The organism is Pseudomonas sp. KBN12P06040 (assembly GCF_037574965.1).
Lineage (GTDB): Bacteria > Pseudomonadota > Gammaproteobacteria > Pseudomonadales > Pseudomonadaceae > Pseudomonas > Pseudomonas aeruginosa.
On the sequence record NZ_JBBELS010000002.1, the window covers coordinates 230,944 to 245,518 of the forward strand.

General features: G+C 57.2%; 21 protein-coding genes. 2 read left to right on the forward strand and 19 right to left on the reverse strand.

The window, feature by feature from the left end:
- Window positions 1–94: 94 nt before the first annotated feature.
- The gene (locus tag VQ067_RS31715) at window positions 95–544 is read right to left on the reverse strand and encodes an ADP-ribosyltransferase-containing protein (protein WP_010792775.1); all 450 of its coding nucleotides are present in this window, start codon (window positions 542–544) and stop codon (window positions 95–97) included.
- A 168-nt stretch (window positions 545–712) separates the two neighbouring features.
- Between VQ067_RS31715 and VQ067_RS31720 the strand changes: the two genes are divergently transcribed.
- On the forward strand, window positions 713–1,015 hold the full coding sequence (locus VQ067_RS31720; protein ID WP_010792776.1) for a hypothetical protein: 303 nt from the start codon (window positions 713–715) through the stop codon (window positions 1,013–1,015).
- 53 nt (window positions 1,016–1,068) lie between these two features.
- Here VQ067_RS31720 and VQ067_RS31725 read toward each other — a convergent pair whose 3' ends face one another.
- From VQ067_RS31725 to VQ067_RS31740, 4 genes are all read right to left on the reverse strand, one after another.
- Window positions 1,069–1,659 (reverse strand): hypothetical protein, encoded by a 591-nt coding sequence (locus tag VQ067_RS31725; protein ID WP_010792777.1) that lies wholly within the window; start codon window positions 1,657–1,659, stop codon window positions 1,069–1,071.
- 143 nt (window positions 1,660–1,802) lie between these two features.
- On the reverse strand, window positions 1,803–2,435 hold the full coding sequence (locus VQ067_RS31730) for a hypothetical protein (RefSeq protein WP_010792778.1): 633 nt from the start codon (window positions 2,433–2,435) through the stop codon (window positions 1,803–1,805).
- Window positions 2,436–2,527: 92 nt separating this feature from the next.
- Window positions 2,528–2,788 carry a hypothetical protein gene (locus VQ067_RS31735; protein WP_010792779.1) on the reverse strand — a complete coding sequence of 87 codons (261 nt, stop codon included), beginning with the start codon at window positions 2,786–2,788 and terminating at the stop codon, window positions 2,528–2,530.
- Between the two features lie 3 nt (window positions 2,789–2,791).
- Window positions 2,792–3,667, reverse strand: a complete 876-nt coding sequence (locus VQ067_RS31740) for a hypothetical protein (RefSeq protein ID WP_010792780.1) — start codon at window positions 3,665–3,667, stop codon at window positions 2,792–2,794.
- 155 nt (window positions 3,668–3,822) lie between these two features.
- Between VQ067_RS31740 and VQ067_RS31745 the strand changes: the two genes are divergently transcribed.
- Entirely contained in the window at window positions 3,823–4,671 is an 849-nt protein-coding gene (locus VQ067_RS31745) for an HNH endonuclease (protein WP_010792781.1), read from the forward strand.
- Here VQ067_RS31745 and VQ067_RS31750 read toward each other — a convergent pair.
- The 14 genes from VQ067_RS31750 to VQ067_RS31815 form a co-directional block, all read right to left on the reverse strand.
- The gene (locus VQ067_RS31750) at window positions 4,668–5,006 is read right to left on the reverse strand and encodes a hypothetical protein (protein ID WP_010792782.1); all 339 of its coding nucleotides are present in this window, start codon (window positions 5,004–5,006) and stop codon (window positions 4,668–4,670) included. The two genes, VQ067_RS31745 and VQ067_RS31750, sit on opposite strands and share 4 nt — an antisense overlap.
- 95 nt (window positions 5,007–5,101) lie before the next feature.
- Window positions 5,102–6,991, reverse strand: a complete 1,890-nt coding sequence (locus tag VQ067_RS31755; protein ID WP_010792783.1) for an AAA family ATPase — start codon at window positions 6,989–6,991, stop codon at window positions 5,102–5,104.
- 106 nt (window positions 6,992–7,097) lie between these two features.
- Window positions 7,098–7,718, reverse strand: a complete 621-nt coding sequence (locus VQ067_RS31760) for a hypothetical protein (protein ID WP_010792784.1) — start codon at window positions 7,716–7,718, stop codon at window positions 7,098–7,100.
- A gap of 161 nt (window positions 7,719–7,879) precedes the next feature.
- The gene (locus VQ067_RS31765; protein ID WP_010792785.1) at window positions 7,880–8,422 is read right to left on the reverse strand and encodes a hypothetical protein; all 543 of its coding nucleotides are present in this window, start codon (window positions 8,420–8,422) and stop codon (window positions 7,880–7,882) included.
- Window positions 8,423–8,524: 102 nt separating this feature from the next.
- Complete coding sequence (locus VQ067_RS31770) at window positions 8,525–8,752, reverse strand: hypothetical protein (RefSeq protein ID WP_010792786.1); 228 nt, start codon at window positions 8,750–8,752, stop codon at window positions 8,525–8,527.
- A gap of 9 nt (window positions 8,753–8,761) precedes the next feature.
- Entirely contained in the window at window positions 8,762–9,091 is a 330-nt protein-coding gene (locus VQ067_RS31775; RefSeq protein WP_010792787.1) for a hypothetical protein, read from the reverse strand.
- A gap of 104 nt (window positions 9,092–9,195) precedes the next feature.
- Window positions 9,196–9,852 (reverse strand): Bax inhibitor-1 family protein, encoded by a 657-nt coding sequence (locus tag VQ067_RS31780; RefSeq protein ID WP_010792788.1) that lies wholly within the window; start codon window positions 9,850–9,852, stop codon window positions 9,196–9,198.
- A gap of 95 nt (window positions 9,853–9,947) precedes the next feature.
- Window positions 9,948–10,205: a hypothetical protein gene (locus tag VQ067_RS31785; protein ID WP_010792789.1), complete on the reverse strand. Its 258-nt coding sequence runs from the start codon at window positions 10,203–10,205 to the stop codon at window positions 9,948–9,950.
- 87 nt (window positions 10,206–10,292) lie between these two features.
- Complete coding sequence (locus VQ067_RS31790) at window positions 10,293–10,742, reverse strand: hypothetical protein (RefSeq protein WP_026031883.1); 450 nt, start codon at window positions 10,740–10,742, stop codon at window positions 10,293–10,295.
- Window positions 10,743–10,844: 102 nt separating this feature from the next.
- Entirely contained in the window at window positions 10,845–11,177 is a 333-nt protein-coding gene (locus tag VQ067_RS31795; protein ID WP_019437739.1) for an Arc family DNA-binding protein, read from the reverse strand.
- Window positions 11,178–11,335: 158 nt separating this feature from the next.
- Complete coding sequence (locus VQ067_RS31800) at window positions 11,336–11,725, reverse strand: hypothetical protein (protein ID WP_010792791.1); 390 nt, start codon at window positions 11,723–11,725, stop codon at window positions 11,336–11,338.
- A 23-nt stretch (window positions 11,726–11,748) separates the two neighbouring features.
- On the reverse strand, window positions 11,749–13,563 hold the full coding sequence (locus tag VQ067_RS31805) for a phosphoadenosine phosphosulfate reductase domain-containing protein (RefSeq protein WP_010792792.1): 1,815 nt from the start codon (window positions 13,561–13,563) through the stop codon (window positions 11,749–11,751).
- 232 nt (window positions 13,564–13,795) lie between these two features.
- On the reverse strand, window positions 13,796–14,221 hold the full coding sequence (locus tag VQ067_RS31810; protein ID WP_010792793.1) for a phage protein NinX family protein: 426 nt from the start codon (window positions 14,219–14,221) through the stop codon (window positions 13,796–13,798).
- A gap of 42 nt (window positions 14,222–14,263) precedes the next feature.
- Window positions 14,264–14,497 carry a hypothetical protein gene (locus VQ067_RS31815; protein WP_019437737.1) on the reverse strand — a complete coding sequence of 78 codons (234 nt, stop codon included), beginning with the start codon at window positions 14,495–14,497 and terminating at the stop codon, window positions 14,264–14,266.
- Window positions 14,498–14,575 lie beyond the last annotated feature (78 nt).

Sequence of the window (14,575 nt, forward strand, 5' to 3'; positions counted from 1 at the left end):
ATCCCGACTCGCCAAGCCGATAATCTGCCACCTGCTGGCGTGCCTGAACCCCCTGAATTCAGAGTGTGAACTCCACGCTTCCTTGTAGGAGACGTCAAGCTGCGCGGCTATCCAGTCGACGAACATCCAGGACCTGTGCAGGGGAAAAGACCACTACCTCGTAACTGCCGTCCGGGTAGGTGGCCACAAGTCCGTCATGACCGAGCTGCTCAAGTCGCTGCTGAATCTCAACTCCAAAATAGCCGTCGGTTTCAATAGCCCTGGTTATCAGCTCAATTGCAGTCTCGATCGAGAAAATCTGCTCGATGAGGGGAACGGCCGGACTGTCCAGGTCGTAGTCATGCTCAAGGCTGGCCAGGCAGTGGAGAGGGTTGCTCATGTTGAGCTTGACCTCCCAGACAGAGCCGCCAGGTCCTGCGTATTCATCGGCACAGGCTTGATCCCCGAAATACAGGCCGGAACCAAAAGTTCCGCGACTTGCGGGCTGGAAGTTAGTGGTTCGGGCTTTGGTCCCTCGGTAGAAGTTTTTTTGCTTCGGGAACATGGTTCTCTCCTGATCGAGTGCTCATGTTCCATGAAGAGGGGAGGTGCCAGAACCGAGGGGAAAATGCCGATCATCAAAAGATTTGGCAGAATGCTTCTGGCACAAGAAGGACGGCTTGATAGTGACTCCATCGCGGGGCAAGGGGCCCCAGCTACAGGAGCCAGCATCATGCAGAACGCCAACAACATTTCCGCATTCGAACAGCGCTACAACGAAAAGCTCGATGAGCTCGCAACCGAGCTGGATGGGGCCCTGCCTTCCTATCGTGAGCTGATGGCCCAGGTATCAGGCTTGCTGGCAGAAGACGGTCATTCTCTTGATGTGATCAGCGGATATGACGACTTCGAGGCGTTCTTCACCTGGCTCGACACGCTGACGGCATACGACCAGATGGATGAGGATGGTTCGCTCGAGGACCATAAGCCTCTCTTGGCAGTCATCTACGAAGCCATACGCGCAGGCGAGGCCTGACATTCGGGAAAAACCCGACACGCCTCTTTGAGTGTGTGTCGGGTTTTTGATTATCAGTCTTTGGCCGGTAGCGGTTCGCTGGGCTGATTGGGCTCCAACCCAGAATCGGCTTCGGGTGATTCTGCCGGCGGGAGCAGCTCCCCGGCCGAGTCGAAGCTCAGTCCATCCGACGTCTCAGAGCTGTTGATCACAGAGTGGTACAGCCCCTCGCCCATCTTCCAACCGGGATATGCAGTCATGCCGCCGACAAAGGCGATTACCAGCGCTGTCAGCACGATTCCGATCCACTCGATTGAGCGCTTGATCACTTTGACGGTGATCGAGTCCGGCTCATGCCGGTAATTCTCTTCCTGCTTTGCCCTTATCTCCAGAAACACCTCACGAAGGCGGGCTAGGAGCTTGTTGGCTTCTACCTCGCTGGTGAACCACGCGAGTGTGTTGTAGCCCTCCTTCACCTGCAACAGGGGCTTTTTGGAATCGAAGGGATTGTCCTCTTGAATGACCGTGAAGGAAGTGTGGCCGCCGTAGCCGCAACGTACAGCTGTGAACTGCCCCAGGGCAGCGAGATGGATGTCGTCCTGGTGGACTTCGATTTGGACTTCGTCCGCGGATTCGAAAACCTTCTTGTCTCGAATGCTGATCATGTTGGCTCCCTGGGTGAGAAAGGCCCTAGTGTCCTGGCCGTGGGCGCGCGCACAAGCGAAATGGCAGGGCTGAAATTCGGCCTAGGCCTCACCCAGGAACAGGAAACCCCGCCGAAGCGGGGTTCATGGAGTTGGGATTGAGCTCAACTCACTTTCTTGGACAGATCCGCGAAGGTGAAGCCTTTAACCTGCTGGAGCTGGCGCTCCAGGTGACCGATCAACTCAGCTTTCGCCCGGCTGAATTGCTCCACTCGCGTTTCCTGCGGTTTGGATTTGGAAGTGACCATGTAGCCGCCGATGAGGCTTTTGACGTTGTCATGTTCATAGCGATTCAGCGGGGAGGGAGCAGCCCCGGTTTGACTCTGCGCCCAGTCTTCCTGAGCAGCTACGACCTTGAATGCGTTGTCCGCAGGCACGCATTGCCGGAATACCGGGTTCTTCAGCCAGTTTTCCATCGTGACCCGGTGTTCGTCCAGATCCTCGGCGGAAAGGCCCTGATAGTCATTCAGGAAGAACCAGTTGACATCACCCCAGCGGCAGTTGTCATGCCAGTCCGGGGTAGAGAAAACCTCGATTCGGCCGGCATACGGGGCTACGAACAGGCACTCGCCTTGGCCCAGATCAGCCATGGTCCCGAGAGGCATCTCTATAAGGATGTCAGCAATCTTGAAGCCGACCTCCTGCATGCGCTGATAGGCCAGGCGCTCCGCCTCGTCACTGGAATAGGTGTTGATGGCGCGATTGAGGTCGAGAGCGTTGGGGTTATTGGTGCTCATGGAGTAGATCCTTCGTTGATGAATTCGATGGACCTATGGTGAGGCTGCGCCGGTTGTGCCAGAACCGGTGCAGCAGACCGAACTGGAAATGCTCAGGCAGAACCATGATCCAGTTTTACCAGCGCTTCCGGGAACGCGATGATGTGGCCCTCCGCATAGCTTTCGACGCGGATCTTGCCGAAATCAGCTCCCAGAGTCCTCCCAAGCTCGAACACCTCGATGGCGTTGGTGGCCCGAACGCCGATGCAGTAACTGCCGATACCGTCGAGGCCGGGGGTAGCTCTCTCCCGCAGGCCAGCTGCTTCGAGGCGAAGTAGCAGATTTCTCGCAGTTTCATTGCAGGGTTGGAGCACAGTTCAGTCCTCCAGGCTCTCTTGCGGTTGGGCAGCCGGTGCGCCAGGCAAATAGTGTTCAGGCCCGAGTTTCTCTGGCGAGATTCGCTGCAACGCCCAGCCGTCAACATATAGCCAGCCATCTTGCTCCTGGAATGAACCCTCAAGGAGGTTTGTCCGGTAGCGATGCGCGTAGGCTTCGACCTCCGCATCAGACGGCACCGCAGGCAGGCCTTTCTCCACTCGGGTCCGCGCATCCCTTACTGCCCGGTCAAGACGCATCTGAGCCGCAGCCCTGTTCATTCGCCCTCTTAGGGTATCTTCTGCATCCTCAAGATCGGGGTCGATCCCCATCAGCTTGACCTCATTGCTGAAGGCGGATACGGCAATTTCAAGGTGCGCCTTCCAATGCTCGGCTTGGTGCCGGCACTCTAGGTCGAGCTGAGCACTGGTGGTGATGCGGCCAACAGCTCGATCATAGTGGGCGATCATGCATGCCTCGGATTGATCTGCGCGGATTGGTTTATGCCAGTAGCGCCATCGGAACCCGAGATCCAGCCAGCCAGGCTGCGAGACGATCATTTCCGAATTGCTAATCCGTTCGACAACAAGCCAGGGGGTCTGATCGATCCATACCGCATCGACGGGCGGTTCGTCCTCAGTCAGCGGCTCGTAAGCGACTGGCCCGTCTAATGGGGCGAAGACCTTTTCGGACTCCACAACGTCGTACCAGGGGTAAGAATGGGACAGGGGAGGAGGCAGCACCAGTGGTTGCTTGCCGGCGAGGAGCCGATGATAGAGCGAACTCTTGTCCGGGAGGTGGTTGGGCATTGCTCCAGCTGCGGCAACGATTTCGAGATAGCGCTGCCACACCGGGCAGCTTTCCGATGGCGTGATCATTGAGCTCCTCCAGGAGTTGCTGAGGCTCATGATGGTAACGGCCGACTCTAGCTTGGCTATGCCAAAACGCAACGGTGAATTTCCCGGTTATCCTCGTCCACCGGTGCCGGTTTAATTGGCGGCTGCTCATTACTTAGAGGCTCAGGAGAAATAGCATGAGCACGACAGATGATGGATTTCCTCCGCGGGTAAAAGAAGATCTACGGCGGGATGTTGGGGGTTACTGTTCAGCCCCATTTTGTGGGATTCAGACCTTTGTCTACGACCGGGCCCGGCGCAAAGACAAGCTGACGGGCGATGCTGCGCATATCTGCGGAGCGCGCCCACACGCGGCCCGATATTACGATCTGCCGATGGATGTGGATCGTCACGGCTATGAAAATGGGATTTGGCTGTGCGCGGTGTGCCATCGCATGATCGATCACAGTGCGTGCCTTTACCCGGTTGACATGCTGCTCCATTGGAAGCGCCTGGCAATAGACGCTCACCAAGCCGGAGGACGCCGCCTTCAAGCTCTGATGGTTGGCAGTGATCTCACCCGCGATCATCAAAACGCGGCGCAATTTCTCAACGACGTATGGCAGGTCAGAGTGAAGTTCCGGGAGGCGAAGTTCAACGTATCGCCCGGGGATCGGTTCAACTCCACTGTAAAGTTCGACACTGAGTTTGCTCGACTGATTCGGAACCGGGCCGGCCTGTACATGGCCAAGCCCTGGAACGCCTACCATCCGCACTGGACATTCACTCCGGAAATTCAGGTTTGGGAAAGTGAGATCGTTCGGATGGCTGGACGCCTGGCCGAAATGCCTGCCCTGGCATTGATGGGTGAGGGAATGTTCGATTTCTACCACCAGGTGGACGAGGAGGGGAATTTGGTGTTCCGCGACGAATCAACGAGGTCCCTGCACATCTTTGTGCAGATGCTGGAGCGCTTCGACGAGTTCCTGACGGATTACAAGGGGCCACAACAGAGCCCCTATGGCTCCTCACCCTATGGCTTCTAGCAGGGTGCGACTGTACCGAGGTGGAAGGTCTCTTGGACCTTCCTGCTCACCAGTTCGAGTGCTTCATCGACGGTCAGCGGGGGAAGGGAGTCGTCTCGGTAGAAGACATGCACTCCGCGCCCGATGAGATTGGCAGTTCCCCGCTCGCGATTGATGCGCAGTTGGCAGGCATCTATCGAGTGTCCGCCGGCTGCACGGCCCATGATGGCGAAGATGCTCTTCGCACAGCCTTCGGGAGATGCGAAATCGAACTCCTCGGGGATAGGAGTCGAGGTGGTGGGCAGCACCGGAATGGTGGTCGATCCATAAAGCAGGTGGGCGTGCTGGAGTTTCATGGCCGTGCTCCTGTTGTGGTTTGCAGTCAGGATCGGCCGCATGCTCTTGTGCCAGAAGCAGCTGGGCCGGAGTAATCCCGGCCCCACCGGCGCCTTCAAGCGACCGCCGCGGACTCCACAATCTGTACCGGGAACCCGATTGGCTCCAGGGCCTGATATACGACTTCGCCGCCAATGGTCTCGTGCGCCAGCAGTTGCTCGACGATGAAATCCAGCTCTGGGCGGCAGTTCTCGATCAGTGCCAACGCCTTTTCATACCCAGCGTTCAGCAGCGTATCCACCTTTTCCATGATGATCCGGGCATCGATCGCTATGCCGAGCTCTCGCATGGTCGCCAGGCTGGTGAGGCTTTCGTCATTGGACATCCCGTAACTGGTCACCATTGAAAGGGCTATCCTAGTGGCTTCTTGCAGGTCCCCGGCAGCGCCAGTGGATACTTCCTGAAAGACGTTAGCTTCCGCAGCGCGACCGGCCAGAACCATAGCGAGCTGCGCCTGAATCTCGGACTGCAAATGCAGTCGCTTGTCCTCGAGCGGAAGAATCAGGGTGACGCCTTGCGCAGGCCCGCGGGGGAGAATGGTGACTTTTTCCACCCGTCCGGTGTTGAGAAGCGCGCCAACCAGTGCATGACCAGCTTCATGAACTGCCACTCTACGACGGTCCTCAGGGCTTGCCAGTTTCTGGTTCTCATCCGCTTCACCCATGCGCTGGATCTCGATTGCTTCCAGGATGTGGTGCATTCCAACTTCGGTATCGCTGCTGCGAGCGGCAAGAAGCGCTGCGTTGTTCGCAACGAAGGCGATAGCTGCTGGCGTCAGCCCCATGCAGTTCTTGGCAAGGCGGTCATAGTTCAGGTCTTCTGCCGGCTTGGTCTTGCCTAGGTACAGCTGCAGTAAGCGTACCCGGTCCTCGAGCGTCGGTAGGGGGACATGAACGGTCCGGTCGAATCGACCTTCCCGGCGAAGAGCTTTGTCCAGGGCATCGACATGGTTGGTTGCGGCGATCAGCATCACCCCAGCATTTTCGCTAAACCCATCCAGCTCGGTGAGGAACTGATTGACGATGCGGTTCCCTTCACCATCGGCAAGGCGCCCTTGGTCGACGCGCCGGCCAATCCCGTCTATTTCGTCGATGAACAGGATGCACGGCGCTTTGCGGCGTGCCTCTCGGAACAGGCCCTTTACCTTCTGGATGCCAACGCCATAGAACATGCTGCTGAAGCTGCTGCCATTCGCTTCGATGAAGTTCACGCCACACTCATTTGCCAGCGCCTTGGCCAAGAGCGTTTTGCCTACGCCTGGGTCGCCGGTAAACAGAACCCCTCTCGGTGGTCGCGCGTTCAGCAGGGCGAAATTCTCTGGGGTCCGCAGCCATGCGGTCATGTCCATCAGGGTTCGCTTTGCCTCATCGCACCCGATCACGTCCTTGAAGGTGACCTTGGATGTCGCTTTTTTCCTACGGATCGTGAGGTAGGGGCTCAACATGGGCCAGAGCATGCACCCGAAGAAGAGGACCATCATCAGTTGAACCGCTACGTCCAGCGAACGGGCTGCGCTGATCTGAGGGCCGATCTTCAGTTCCTGAATGGTGAACAACGGAGTCTTTTCGTTGTAGATCAAGTTGAGCAACTGCCGGGCTACTTGGCCGAACTGGTCGCTCACGACATAGGCCCGTTCGTCCTTGGTCGTGATGTAGATGTCTTCCTTCCCGATGTCAGCTTCGATGACGTTCCCTAGACGGACGTCTTCCATGAGGTTGTCCAGCGTTTTCCTGTTATCGGTCCACCGGGAGGGGTTCTTGCTGATCTGATCCATGATCGTTGCCTGGTGCTGACCAGCAGACGTATCAGGCCCCTGGGGTTGCAGGAATTGGTTGTACGCCCAGTATCCGCCGAACAGCACCAAGGTGAGTGCGCACCCGATCATTGACTGCACATACTTGTTGCGCAGGGACCGGCGGATGCGCGTGAGGAGCGAGTCTTTCATGGAGTTCCCTTTAGGCCGGGCCCAAGGCTGGCCCGCTGGTGATGAAAAGATCATGAGCAGGTGGAGTGTTCAAGCCATCTCCACCTTCTGAAAAGCTGGCGCTTGGTTAAAAGCCCATGCCGAGCTGCTCTGTCAGCTGGGTGGCCGGAGCAGGCTTGGGCGCTGGCGAATGGTTGCCTGCAGGCGCGTCTGCAGGCACGTACACCGGCTCCTTCTGCAGGCCCAGTTCAACTTTGATCTTTTGGACAGCAAGGTAGGCCTCGATGTAGGGACGGGTGTGTTCACCGTGAAGCCCACGAGTGCTCAGGTTGAGCCCTACCTTTCCACTTGCATCAGCCATGAGGTAGCGACGGCCATCCTTGATCACCTGAACGAAGCCCTGTGCGTATCCGCTCTCCGCGAAGCGGGTGAGGCGGTCTACTTCAGAGAAACGTGAGCACAGGCTTGTGTGCAGAACCTGCAGGTGATGCTCGGCTTTCTTGAGGTCGTCTTGCTTCGGATCTACGCCGGCCCATTCGAGGATAGTGGCCCAGGTGCCGGATTGAGTGCGCGGCAGCTGGACTCCGGTAACCGCGGTGAACACTGCCTTGCCGACATTGTTCAATCCGTTTGCCAGGAAATTGAGCGCATACGCATCGCGTGCCAGGAGAGCTTCGGCGAAATGCAGGTGATAGTCCCGCACCTGGATTTCTCGACCGGCGCGCCCGCCCAGCTCGTGAGCGTACATGGCTGCTATCCCTTCGACCGTATGGGTCTCAGGTGACGGTTGGAGTTTGCGTACTGCAGTCATCGTGTATCCCCTGGCTGTGTTCAGAATGGACACAGTTTCAGGGCAGACGATGCGTGCCAGAACCGCAGTGAATTGCCCTGCGGCCCTGGTAGAAGGCCTTACAGGCGCTGAACCTTTACCTTCAGCTTGATCTCATCAGCACCTATTCCGTTAGCAATTTCCACCTCGGAATTAGCCATGACGACCATGCTGCTGTTTAGACTTTGGATACGGAAGGATGCAGATTCGAGTTCGGTGTCTCCGAGTTTGAGTTTTTGCTCTTCGAGGACCTGAACGTAGCTACCGTCGACAGAGACGGCAAATTTGTCGTCGGACGCTTCTCGAGCCGTAATATCGGCCATGAACCCAACGGGCACCTTTTCCTTCTCTCGAGTCGGTTTGTCACAGGCGGGTTTGAAGGGATTCAACCAGCGGCTGATGCCTTCCCGGCACGTCACCGTCACGTTGGTATCGATTTCCTTGAAACGCCCATCGTTGAAATGGGCGGTAGCCCCTTTCGAGATTTCCTGGGTACCGCTGCTGAGCACAACGCCGCCCTTGGTGACTTCGGTCTGGATCGTGATGCGATCGCCGGCGGATGCAGGCACCGAAATTACAGCGGCCGCGACTGCGGCAAGAGCAAGCATGGGGAGTTTTGGCATTCGTTCTCCAAAGGGTATTTAAACCCTGGATTGAGGGGTGAAGCACCTTTTCAGGTGCTTCGTTCAATGAGGCGGATCATTGCCTTGGCAGCTTGAGAGAGCCTACTGTTCTTGGTCGACGGCGCTCCGCTGACCGACAGCCATGCAGCCGGCAACGAACATAAGGATGAGAAGGCAAAGGGCACCGGCCCCCATGGTCGTCAGCAGACCGAAGATTCGATCCGGGTCAGCGGTCATGTCCTGGTCGAACAAGGCGTACAGCCAGTCACTCTTGAAGCGGCCGAGATAGTAGGTCAGAGCGAACACCGCAAAAATGATCAAACGAAGCATCATGAGCTCCTACAGGACTGCTTTGAGATAGTCGATTGCGGGGTCAAGTTGCTGGACGGGATTGACCTGGTGGTCATCCATGAAGCCGATCAGCAACTGGACATCGGAACTGAAGGCTCCCGAAGTCAACAGGGCCTGCGCCAGCGAGCTGCCAACTTCGTATTTGGAAGCTGCAGCCTCCCAGTTACCAACTGGACCGACCTTAGCGATTTGCGAAATGCATCGTTGGGCGGTGAACCCGCTGGTGAGTCCACCGCGGATAGACAGGAGGATTGCCAGTTGCGTCTGAGACGAAACCTCGGTGTCCTGGGGCTTGGTAGCGTCAGTGTTCTGGTTCATATGGATAGGAGTCCAATGGTGGAGACTCCTATCCTATGAAGTGGTGGCGACCCGTACGAGCCAAGTTGAGGGGCTGAAATCCGTTATGGACCGGGACGGCGGACTCACTTCTTCGAGATGATCTCCAGTACCCGCACGAACAGGTTGATGATGTCCAGGTAGAGCGATGCCGCGCTGTCCACCGCGTTGTCGACGGTCCGCTCGATCTGGTTGGCCCGCCCCCAATCCACACCTACGTATCCACAAAAAATGGCTGCGACGATCCAGTCCATTACGCCCAGTTTTACGTCGAACACGAAGATCTGCAGCAGCTCAACCACGATCGTGATGCACAACGCCCAGAAAAGCGCAGCCTCGATCCGTTTGAAGAAGGCCGGGAACAGCGTTCCCAGAACCATCATGGATACCGTGAGGAGGGTGGTGACACGGACTGCCGCGATGATGTTTTCCTGCGAGTGGCCGGGAATGAACATGACCAATACCAGGCCGATCGGAACCACGATCATGTTGTAGCCGAAGAAGCTAATGATCGGGTTCTTCGAGCTGAAGATAATGATGCAGCCGACGATCGCACTGGCGAAGTATCCGATGATGAACACCAACGGGTTGATCGCTTTGATGGTTTCGGTCGGGATGGTTGCTACCATCCACCAGTTCAGGGCGAAGCCCCAGAGAAGTACCGCTCCGAGGATCAGGTTGTAAACCGACGCGGATATCTGGTGATAGCTGCCGATGCGGCTGAAGGTATCGTTCTTGAACATGATGGTTCCTTTCGCTCGACGAGCCCCCCATGGACATCGTCAGGTCCTACATTCAATTACCTGGTCGCGTGTGCCACCAGCTGGTTCATAGCAACTTAGAGATGCTCAACTACATCCCCGCTCTGAGAGTAAAAGACGGTTTTGTTGACGACGTTGAACTCTCTATCTTGGTATGCAGCTCGCCACATAGACTCCGGGACGTCGCAGCCCAGTTCACGGACCACCCCCTTGAAATAGCCAAGCTCCTGGGCATGAGAACGTGGGTCGTCGAGGTTGGAGTAAATGATCCGTTCATCGCTGTATTGCTGGCCCGCAGGCGGCTCCGCGAAAACGACTAGGTAGAACTCTGCCATTGGCTTGTCCCACCCAAGTTGAACCCGGACCAAGCCATTGGACTTCGCGCACGGCACGCAAACAATGTGTTGGCTCATCCGAAATCCCTAGAAGTTGATGAATGTTGGCGCATCGGCCAGCTTGAAACGGTACGAAATGATAGGTCCGCGCTTGATTCCTCCCCAGAACGTGGACGCATTTGAGGTCTGATCCGGCACCACCAATGTGCGCGAAAGCAGTGTGAGTTCCTTTGCCTGGTCGAGCAGCCACACTGGTTCATAATCTGGCTCAGGGCGATCTGCGCCGATGAATAGCAGATACACCCGCTGAAGCTCGGTGCTGTAAGCAACCCCTACATTCTTTTTGCCCATGAAGTCGGGATAACAGATCAACTCATATCGATCAATGTCCGCGCCGACACCATCGTTGAGGGCGTGACGATACTCGGCCAACATCATTTCTGCTTCCGCATATGCGTCAGCAATGGGAGTTTTCCCTTTTCCACTGAATGGTATCGGATCGCTGAGAGTGCATTTTCCTGTGGGCGTATCAGTCATTTGTCATTCCCTACATTATCGCGGGCGCGAATAACACGCCTCTTTTACGGCCCAAGCCCCACACTTGATGGGGCTTGGGATTCAACAGACGGGCTTAACCGATCAGGATGCTTTGGCGAGGTGAGGAGCCTGGGCCACTGGTGTGAGGAGTTCGACCAGCGCGGACTGCTGTTTCACGTCGAGCTTCCTGAAACGGGCAATTAGGCGAAGTTCATCCGCGGACAGACCTTCGCCGTTCGCTGCAGGAAGGTTCTCATTCCCATCCTGAGATTCGGCCTCAAGGCTCGCTTCGAGCCGAGCAAGGATTTCTGAGTTCATGCTGCGGAAGTTCCCCCGGGCAACGTCCGCGATTTTGTTGCGCATTCCGTCCGGGAAGCGAACCACGAATTTGTCTGCGATTCGTGAGGCATATAGTGGGAATTGACTGTTGCTCACTTTCTTTCCTTCATTCTGTCCACGTTCATGCGACTGAGGACCTCTCAGGGCAGTCCATGGGGTTGTTAGTCTATCGGCCCGCTGGCGTTATTCGAGCCAAACCGAGGCCCAGGTTTTCAGGCTGTACTACTGAAGCGCTTGGTCATTGTCGGCCGGTGCTAGTCTGGGATCGGGTTGGTTTCGTTCTCGTCGCGGATAGCGCGGCACAGGTTCAACAGCGCTTCACGGACCTTCGGGGAGCGGCCGCCGCCGGAGAAGGGCACACAGAACTCGACGTCTGCCATTTCACCCTCGTCGCTGATCACTGCTACGCAAACGTCAGAGTCCCCGTCCAGGATCAACCGCAAGCGTCCTTGGCCCATATCCTCCCTGCGTTCGAAGAACTCACCCAGGGGAAGCGGCGGCCCCTGATCCTCGGTCTGCTGCTTGAGCAGTGCGCGGGCAGCCTCAATGACCTGGCCGCCAAAGAGTGTGTCGCCGAATCGACCTCCGTCCTCGGTCAGCGTTTCTGCTGCCTCTTCGATTGCCAGGCTGGTGATCAGGACCATAGTTTCATCCTCGTAGTTCGGGTTTAGAGAAACAGCGCCAGCTGCCCGATCAGGGCATTTCGCTTGTCTTCTTCCTTTTTCTGGAACTTTGCTTGCAGGGTTTCGACCAGCGCATGCGGGTCATTGATGATCGGCATCAGCCCGTGGAACCAGGCCTGGTTGCCCACGCGCATCATCCGATCCCACTCTCCCAGGCTGCCCTTGTAGAGGGTTACAGTTCCGAGACCGACCAGGTAATGGACAACGCCAGAGGGGTTATCCAGCACCGAGATTCGGTTCAGGGCATAGTCGAGGTCGAACTCCCAGAACAATGCCGCACCTTCTTCGTCGATCTCGAACTCGTCACCTACGTTCGCGTTCTGAACGATCTTGCCGTTCGGAAGAACGGTGGTGTCTTCCCAATCCACGGCAGCAGCTTCCACATTGCGGAATCCGCGCCACGCGGCGAAATATTCCTCATCCGCGAAGGGAACCTCTGCACGGAAGGAAACGTCCTTCTCGGTGTACTTAGGAATCGAGGCAAGATCGGGAATGTCATAACGCTTGCCTTGCTCGTAGATCTCTTTCCAGGTGCGCAGGGCCATGAAGCTGCGTTGGTACTGGTACCGGCCCCAGAGGCAGTCCAGAGCGATTAGCTGGCGGTGGTCAAGAAGATGGAAGCGGGGAGCAATGCCCAGCTTGCGTGCAGCGATCTGCTCCCGGACTTGTATCGTCAGAATCAGGCGCAGCAGCTCCAGGGTATATCCCGGAGCGTAAGCGTTGGGTACGACCTTAATTGTCCCGGTTTCTTCGTTGATCGTACGCGCCAGCCAGCAGCGCGCAGACGGATCGAAGTGTCGCGCCAGCATGTAGTTCCGCAGGTCGAGCAGGGGCTTCATCCAAGCGTGCTTTCCGCCCTCAGCCGAAATCATGTTTTCGGCGCTGGTGTCCTTCGAGATACGTCCGCAGGCCCAGCAACCTGTCCTGGCGGAGCAGGGTGGGCGGTTCTGCTCCCGGCCCGAGATGTACTGGTTGACCATGCAGTCCCCGCCGTTGGCGTCCCGGTAGATATCAACCAACTCTTCGAAGTCGGAGTAGGCCTCAATCTTCTCGGAGCGGACGTGCCCGATGTAGGTGAAGATGTCGAACGCATCCCATTCGGCGATCGGGCTCAACACGAGTTGACCATCTTCCATCGCATCGACAGCTTCCGTAGAACTCTCACCTCGAGCCTTCATCCGTGCAGCGCGCTGCGCGCTTTCCTCGAAGCGTGTGCCGATCAGGCTTACCAGATTTGCGTCTTTCGCTTTGACTCCATCCTTTTCGGCTATCCAGGCACGCACTTGGCGCTTGATTCGGTCCAATGCTGACTTCTTCATCATCTGTTGGCACTTGGTGTTGTTGCCCACCGACATGATCGTGCGGCCGGACAGCAGGCCAACGAGATAGTCGTTGGACAGATTTGGGGAGGCCACCCAAACACGAGTCTCGATACCGGCAGTTTTGGCGTAAGCCTTGATCGCCCTGATCTGGCCTTTGTTGTAGATCTCGATCACTGGATTTTCGAGACCAGTGTTCGAATGGATTACGTGCAGTGCCGGAACACTGTGGCCTTCAGCGATCAGATCGCGCAGGGCGGTAAACGCCAAATTCAGTGTCACGCTGCTGTCCTTGCCTCCCGACCAGGCCACCACTAGGCGACGACCTTCGCGCACCTGCTGCTTGATGGCCTCAACCGCGGCTTTCACCTTCTCGTCGAAGGTCAGGTCTACCACCTGCAGAAGAACCGGGGCAGGCTCTGCGGCGTCGAATAGGCCGGCTTGTATCGACTGGTTCAGTTTGGTTTGCGCGGAGGTCATGGTGCTGGGCTCACTGCGATGAATATCGGAATGAGCCCAGTTTCAGGGGCACTTGGTTGTGCCAGAACCGGGGTAAAGGAAAAGTTTCGAGTTGCTGCTCAGGGGAGGTATGGGAGCCGCTGGGCGCAACTCAGGGGCTAAGTTCAGTGCCAATAGCTGGAGTTGAACCAGGGTTAGGGGGCAGGCGCCCCCTCAGTTAACGGACGGGATGATCAGGAGCCGAGATTGCGGTTCAGCCCGGCTGGACCAGCACTATCGGGACTCGCACTACGGGGCCCATCTCTTTGGCGACGATAGCGCGGCAGGCGGCCACCTTGACGCCCTTGTAGGTTTCAAAGCTGGTGCCCGAGTCGAAGCAATGAGCGCTCCCCCAAAATTCACCTTGGCGGCTCGGGTCTCCCGATTCGTGGTTGCCCAGGACGATGGCGCGCTTCTCGATCAACGGGCCAAGTTGGCTCCAGTTGCTCGAGGGGCTGTATTTGTCGCCGATCTTGGCCATCATGCCGCCAGGCGCTTTATCCCAGATCCAGTAGCCTCCATTCGCTGTATTTCCGAAAGCCATCGGGTCGTACTTTATCGGCAGGCCTTCAATCGTTGCGATGGCCCAGTCCAGTGCCGCGCCGATCAGCTCCTCAGTTTGTACTTCAACCATGTTCATCGTTGTGGTCCTTCTTCTAGAGACGCGCTCTTGGGGGGTTGGTTATGCGATGACGCGATTCAAGAGGATCGCCGGGGCGGTGAGCTGGGGAGTTTGCTTGGCGGCTGTGATAGCCAGGATGCCCTTGCTGCAGCTGATCTGCAGAATGGCACCCTGATCGTCACGCGCCAGGATGGACACGCCCATCGACATTGCGACGTCTAAGCGCATGGCTCCAGATGCCACGGCGTAGCCGAGGGCGGTGAGTTGCTGGAGTGGGGAGTGCTGCTGGCTCATGGCTCATTACTCGCTTGTTCGTTGATGTAGCCATGTTCGAGCGGCTCAGCCTGTGCCACCACCAGGGGCTGAATTTTC

Excerpts from the sequence above, each read along its gene's own strand:
- VQ067_RS31765 (WP_010792785.1), bottom strand. The coding sequence starts at position 8,422 with ATGCCAAAACTCCCCATGCTTGCTCTTGCCGCAGTCGCGGCCGCTGTA.
- VQ067_RS31805 (WP_010792792.1), bottom strand. The coding sequence starts at position 13,563 with ATGACCTCCGCGCAAACCAAACTGAACCAGTCGATACAAGCCGGCCTA.
- VQ067_RS31750 (WP_010792782.1), bottom strand. The coding sequence starts at position 5,006 with ATGAAACTCCAGCACGCCCACCTGCTTTATGGATCGACCACCATTCCG.
- VQ067_RS31775 (WP_010792787.1), bottom strand. The coding sequence starts at position 9,091 with ATGAACCAGAACACTGACGCTACCAAGCCCCAGGACACCGAGGTTTCG.
- VQ067_RS31740 (WP_010792780.1), bottom strand. The coding sequence starts at position 3,667 with ATGATCACGCCATCGGAAAGCTGCCCGGTGTGGCAGCGCTATCTCGAA.
- VQ067_RS31755 (WP_010792783.1), bottom strand. The coding sequence starts at position 6,991 with ATGAAAGACTCGCTCCTCACGCGCATCCGCCGGTCCCTGCGCAACAAG.
- VQ067_RS31810 (WP_010792793.1), bottom strand. The coding sequence starts at position 14,221 with ATGAACATGGTTGAAGTACAAACTGAGGAGCTGATCGGCGCGGCACTG.
- VQ067_RS31720 (WP_010792776.1), top strand. The coding sequence starts at position 713 with ATGCAGAACGCCAACAACATTTCCGCATTCGAACAGCGCTACAACGAA.
- VQ067_RS31770 (WP_010792786.1), bottom strand. The coding sequence starts at position 8,752 with ATGCTTCGTTTGATCATTTTTGCGGTGTTCGCTCTGACCTACTATCTC.
- VQ067_RS31785 (WP_010792789.1), bottom strand. The coding sequence starts at position 10,205 with ATGGCAGAGTTCTACCTAGTCGTTTTCGCGGAGCCGCCTGCGGGCCAG.
- VQ067_RS31730 (WP_010792778.1), bottom strand. The coding sequence starts at position 2,435 with ATGAGCACCAATAACCCCAACGCTCTCGACCTCAATCGCGCCATCAAC.
- VQ067_RS31780 (WP_010792788.1), bottom strand. The coding sequence starts at position 9,852 with ATGTTCAAGAACGATACCTTCAGCCGCATCGGCAGCTATCACCAGATA.
- VQ067_RS31815 (WP_019437737.1), bottom strand. The coding sequence starts at position 14,497 with ATGAGCCAGCAGCACTCCCCACTCCAGCAACTCACCGCCCTCGGCTAC.
- VQ067_RS31760 (WP_010792784.1), bottom strand. The coding sequence starts at position 7,718 with ATGTACGCTCACGAGCTGGGCGGGCGCGCCGGTCGAGAAATCCAGGTG.
- VQ067_RS31745 (WP_010792781.1), top strand. The coding sequence starts at position 3,823 with ATGAGCACGACAGATGATGGATTTCCTCCGCGGGTAAAAGAAGATCTA.
- VQ067_RS31715 (WP_010792775.1), bottom strand. The coding sequence starts at position 544 with ATGTTCCCGAAGCAAAAAAACTTCTACCGAGGGACCAAAGCCCGAACC.
- VQ067_RS31790 (WP_026031883.1), bottom strand. The coding sequence starts at position 10,742 with ATGACTGATACGCCCACAGGAAAATGCACTCTCAGCGATCCGATACCA.
- VQ067_RS31800 (WP_010792791.1), bottom strand. The coding sequence starts at position 11,725 with ATGGTCCTGATCACCAGCCTGGCAATCGAAGAGGCAGCAGAAACGCTG.
- VQ067_RS31725 (WP_010792777.1), bottom strand. The coding sequence starts at position 1,659 with ATGATCAGCATTCGAGACAAGAAGGTTTTCGAATCCGCGGACGAAGTC.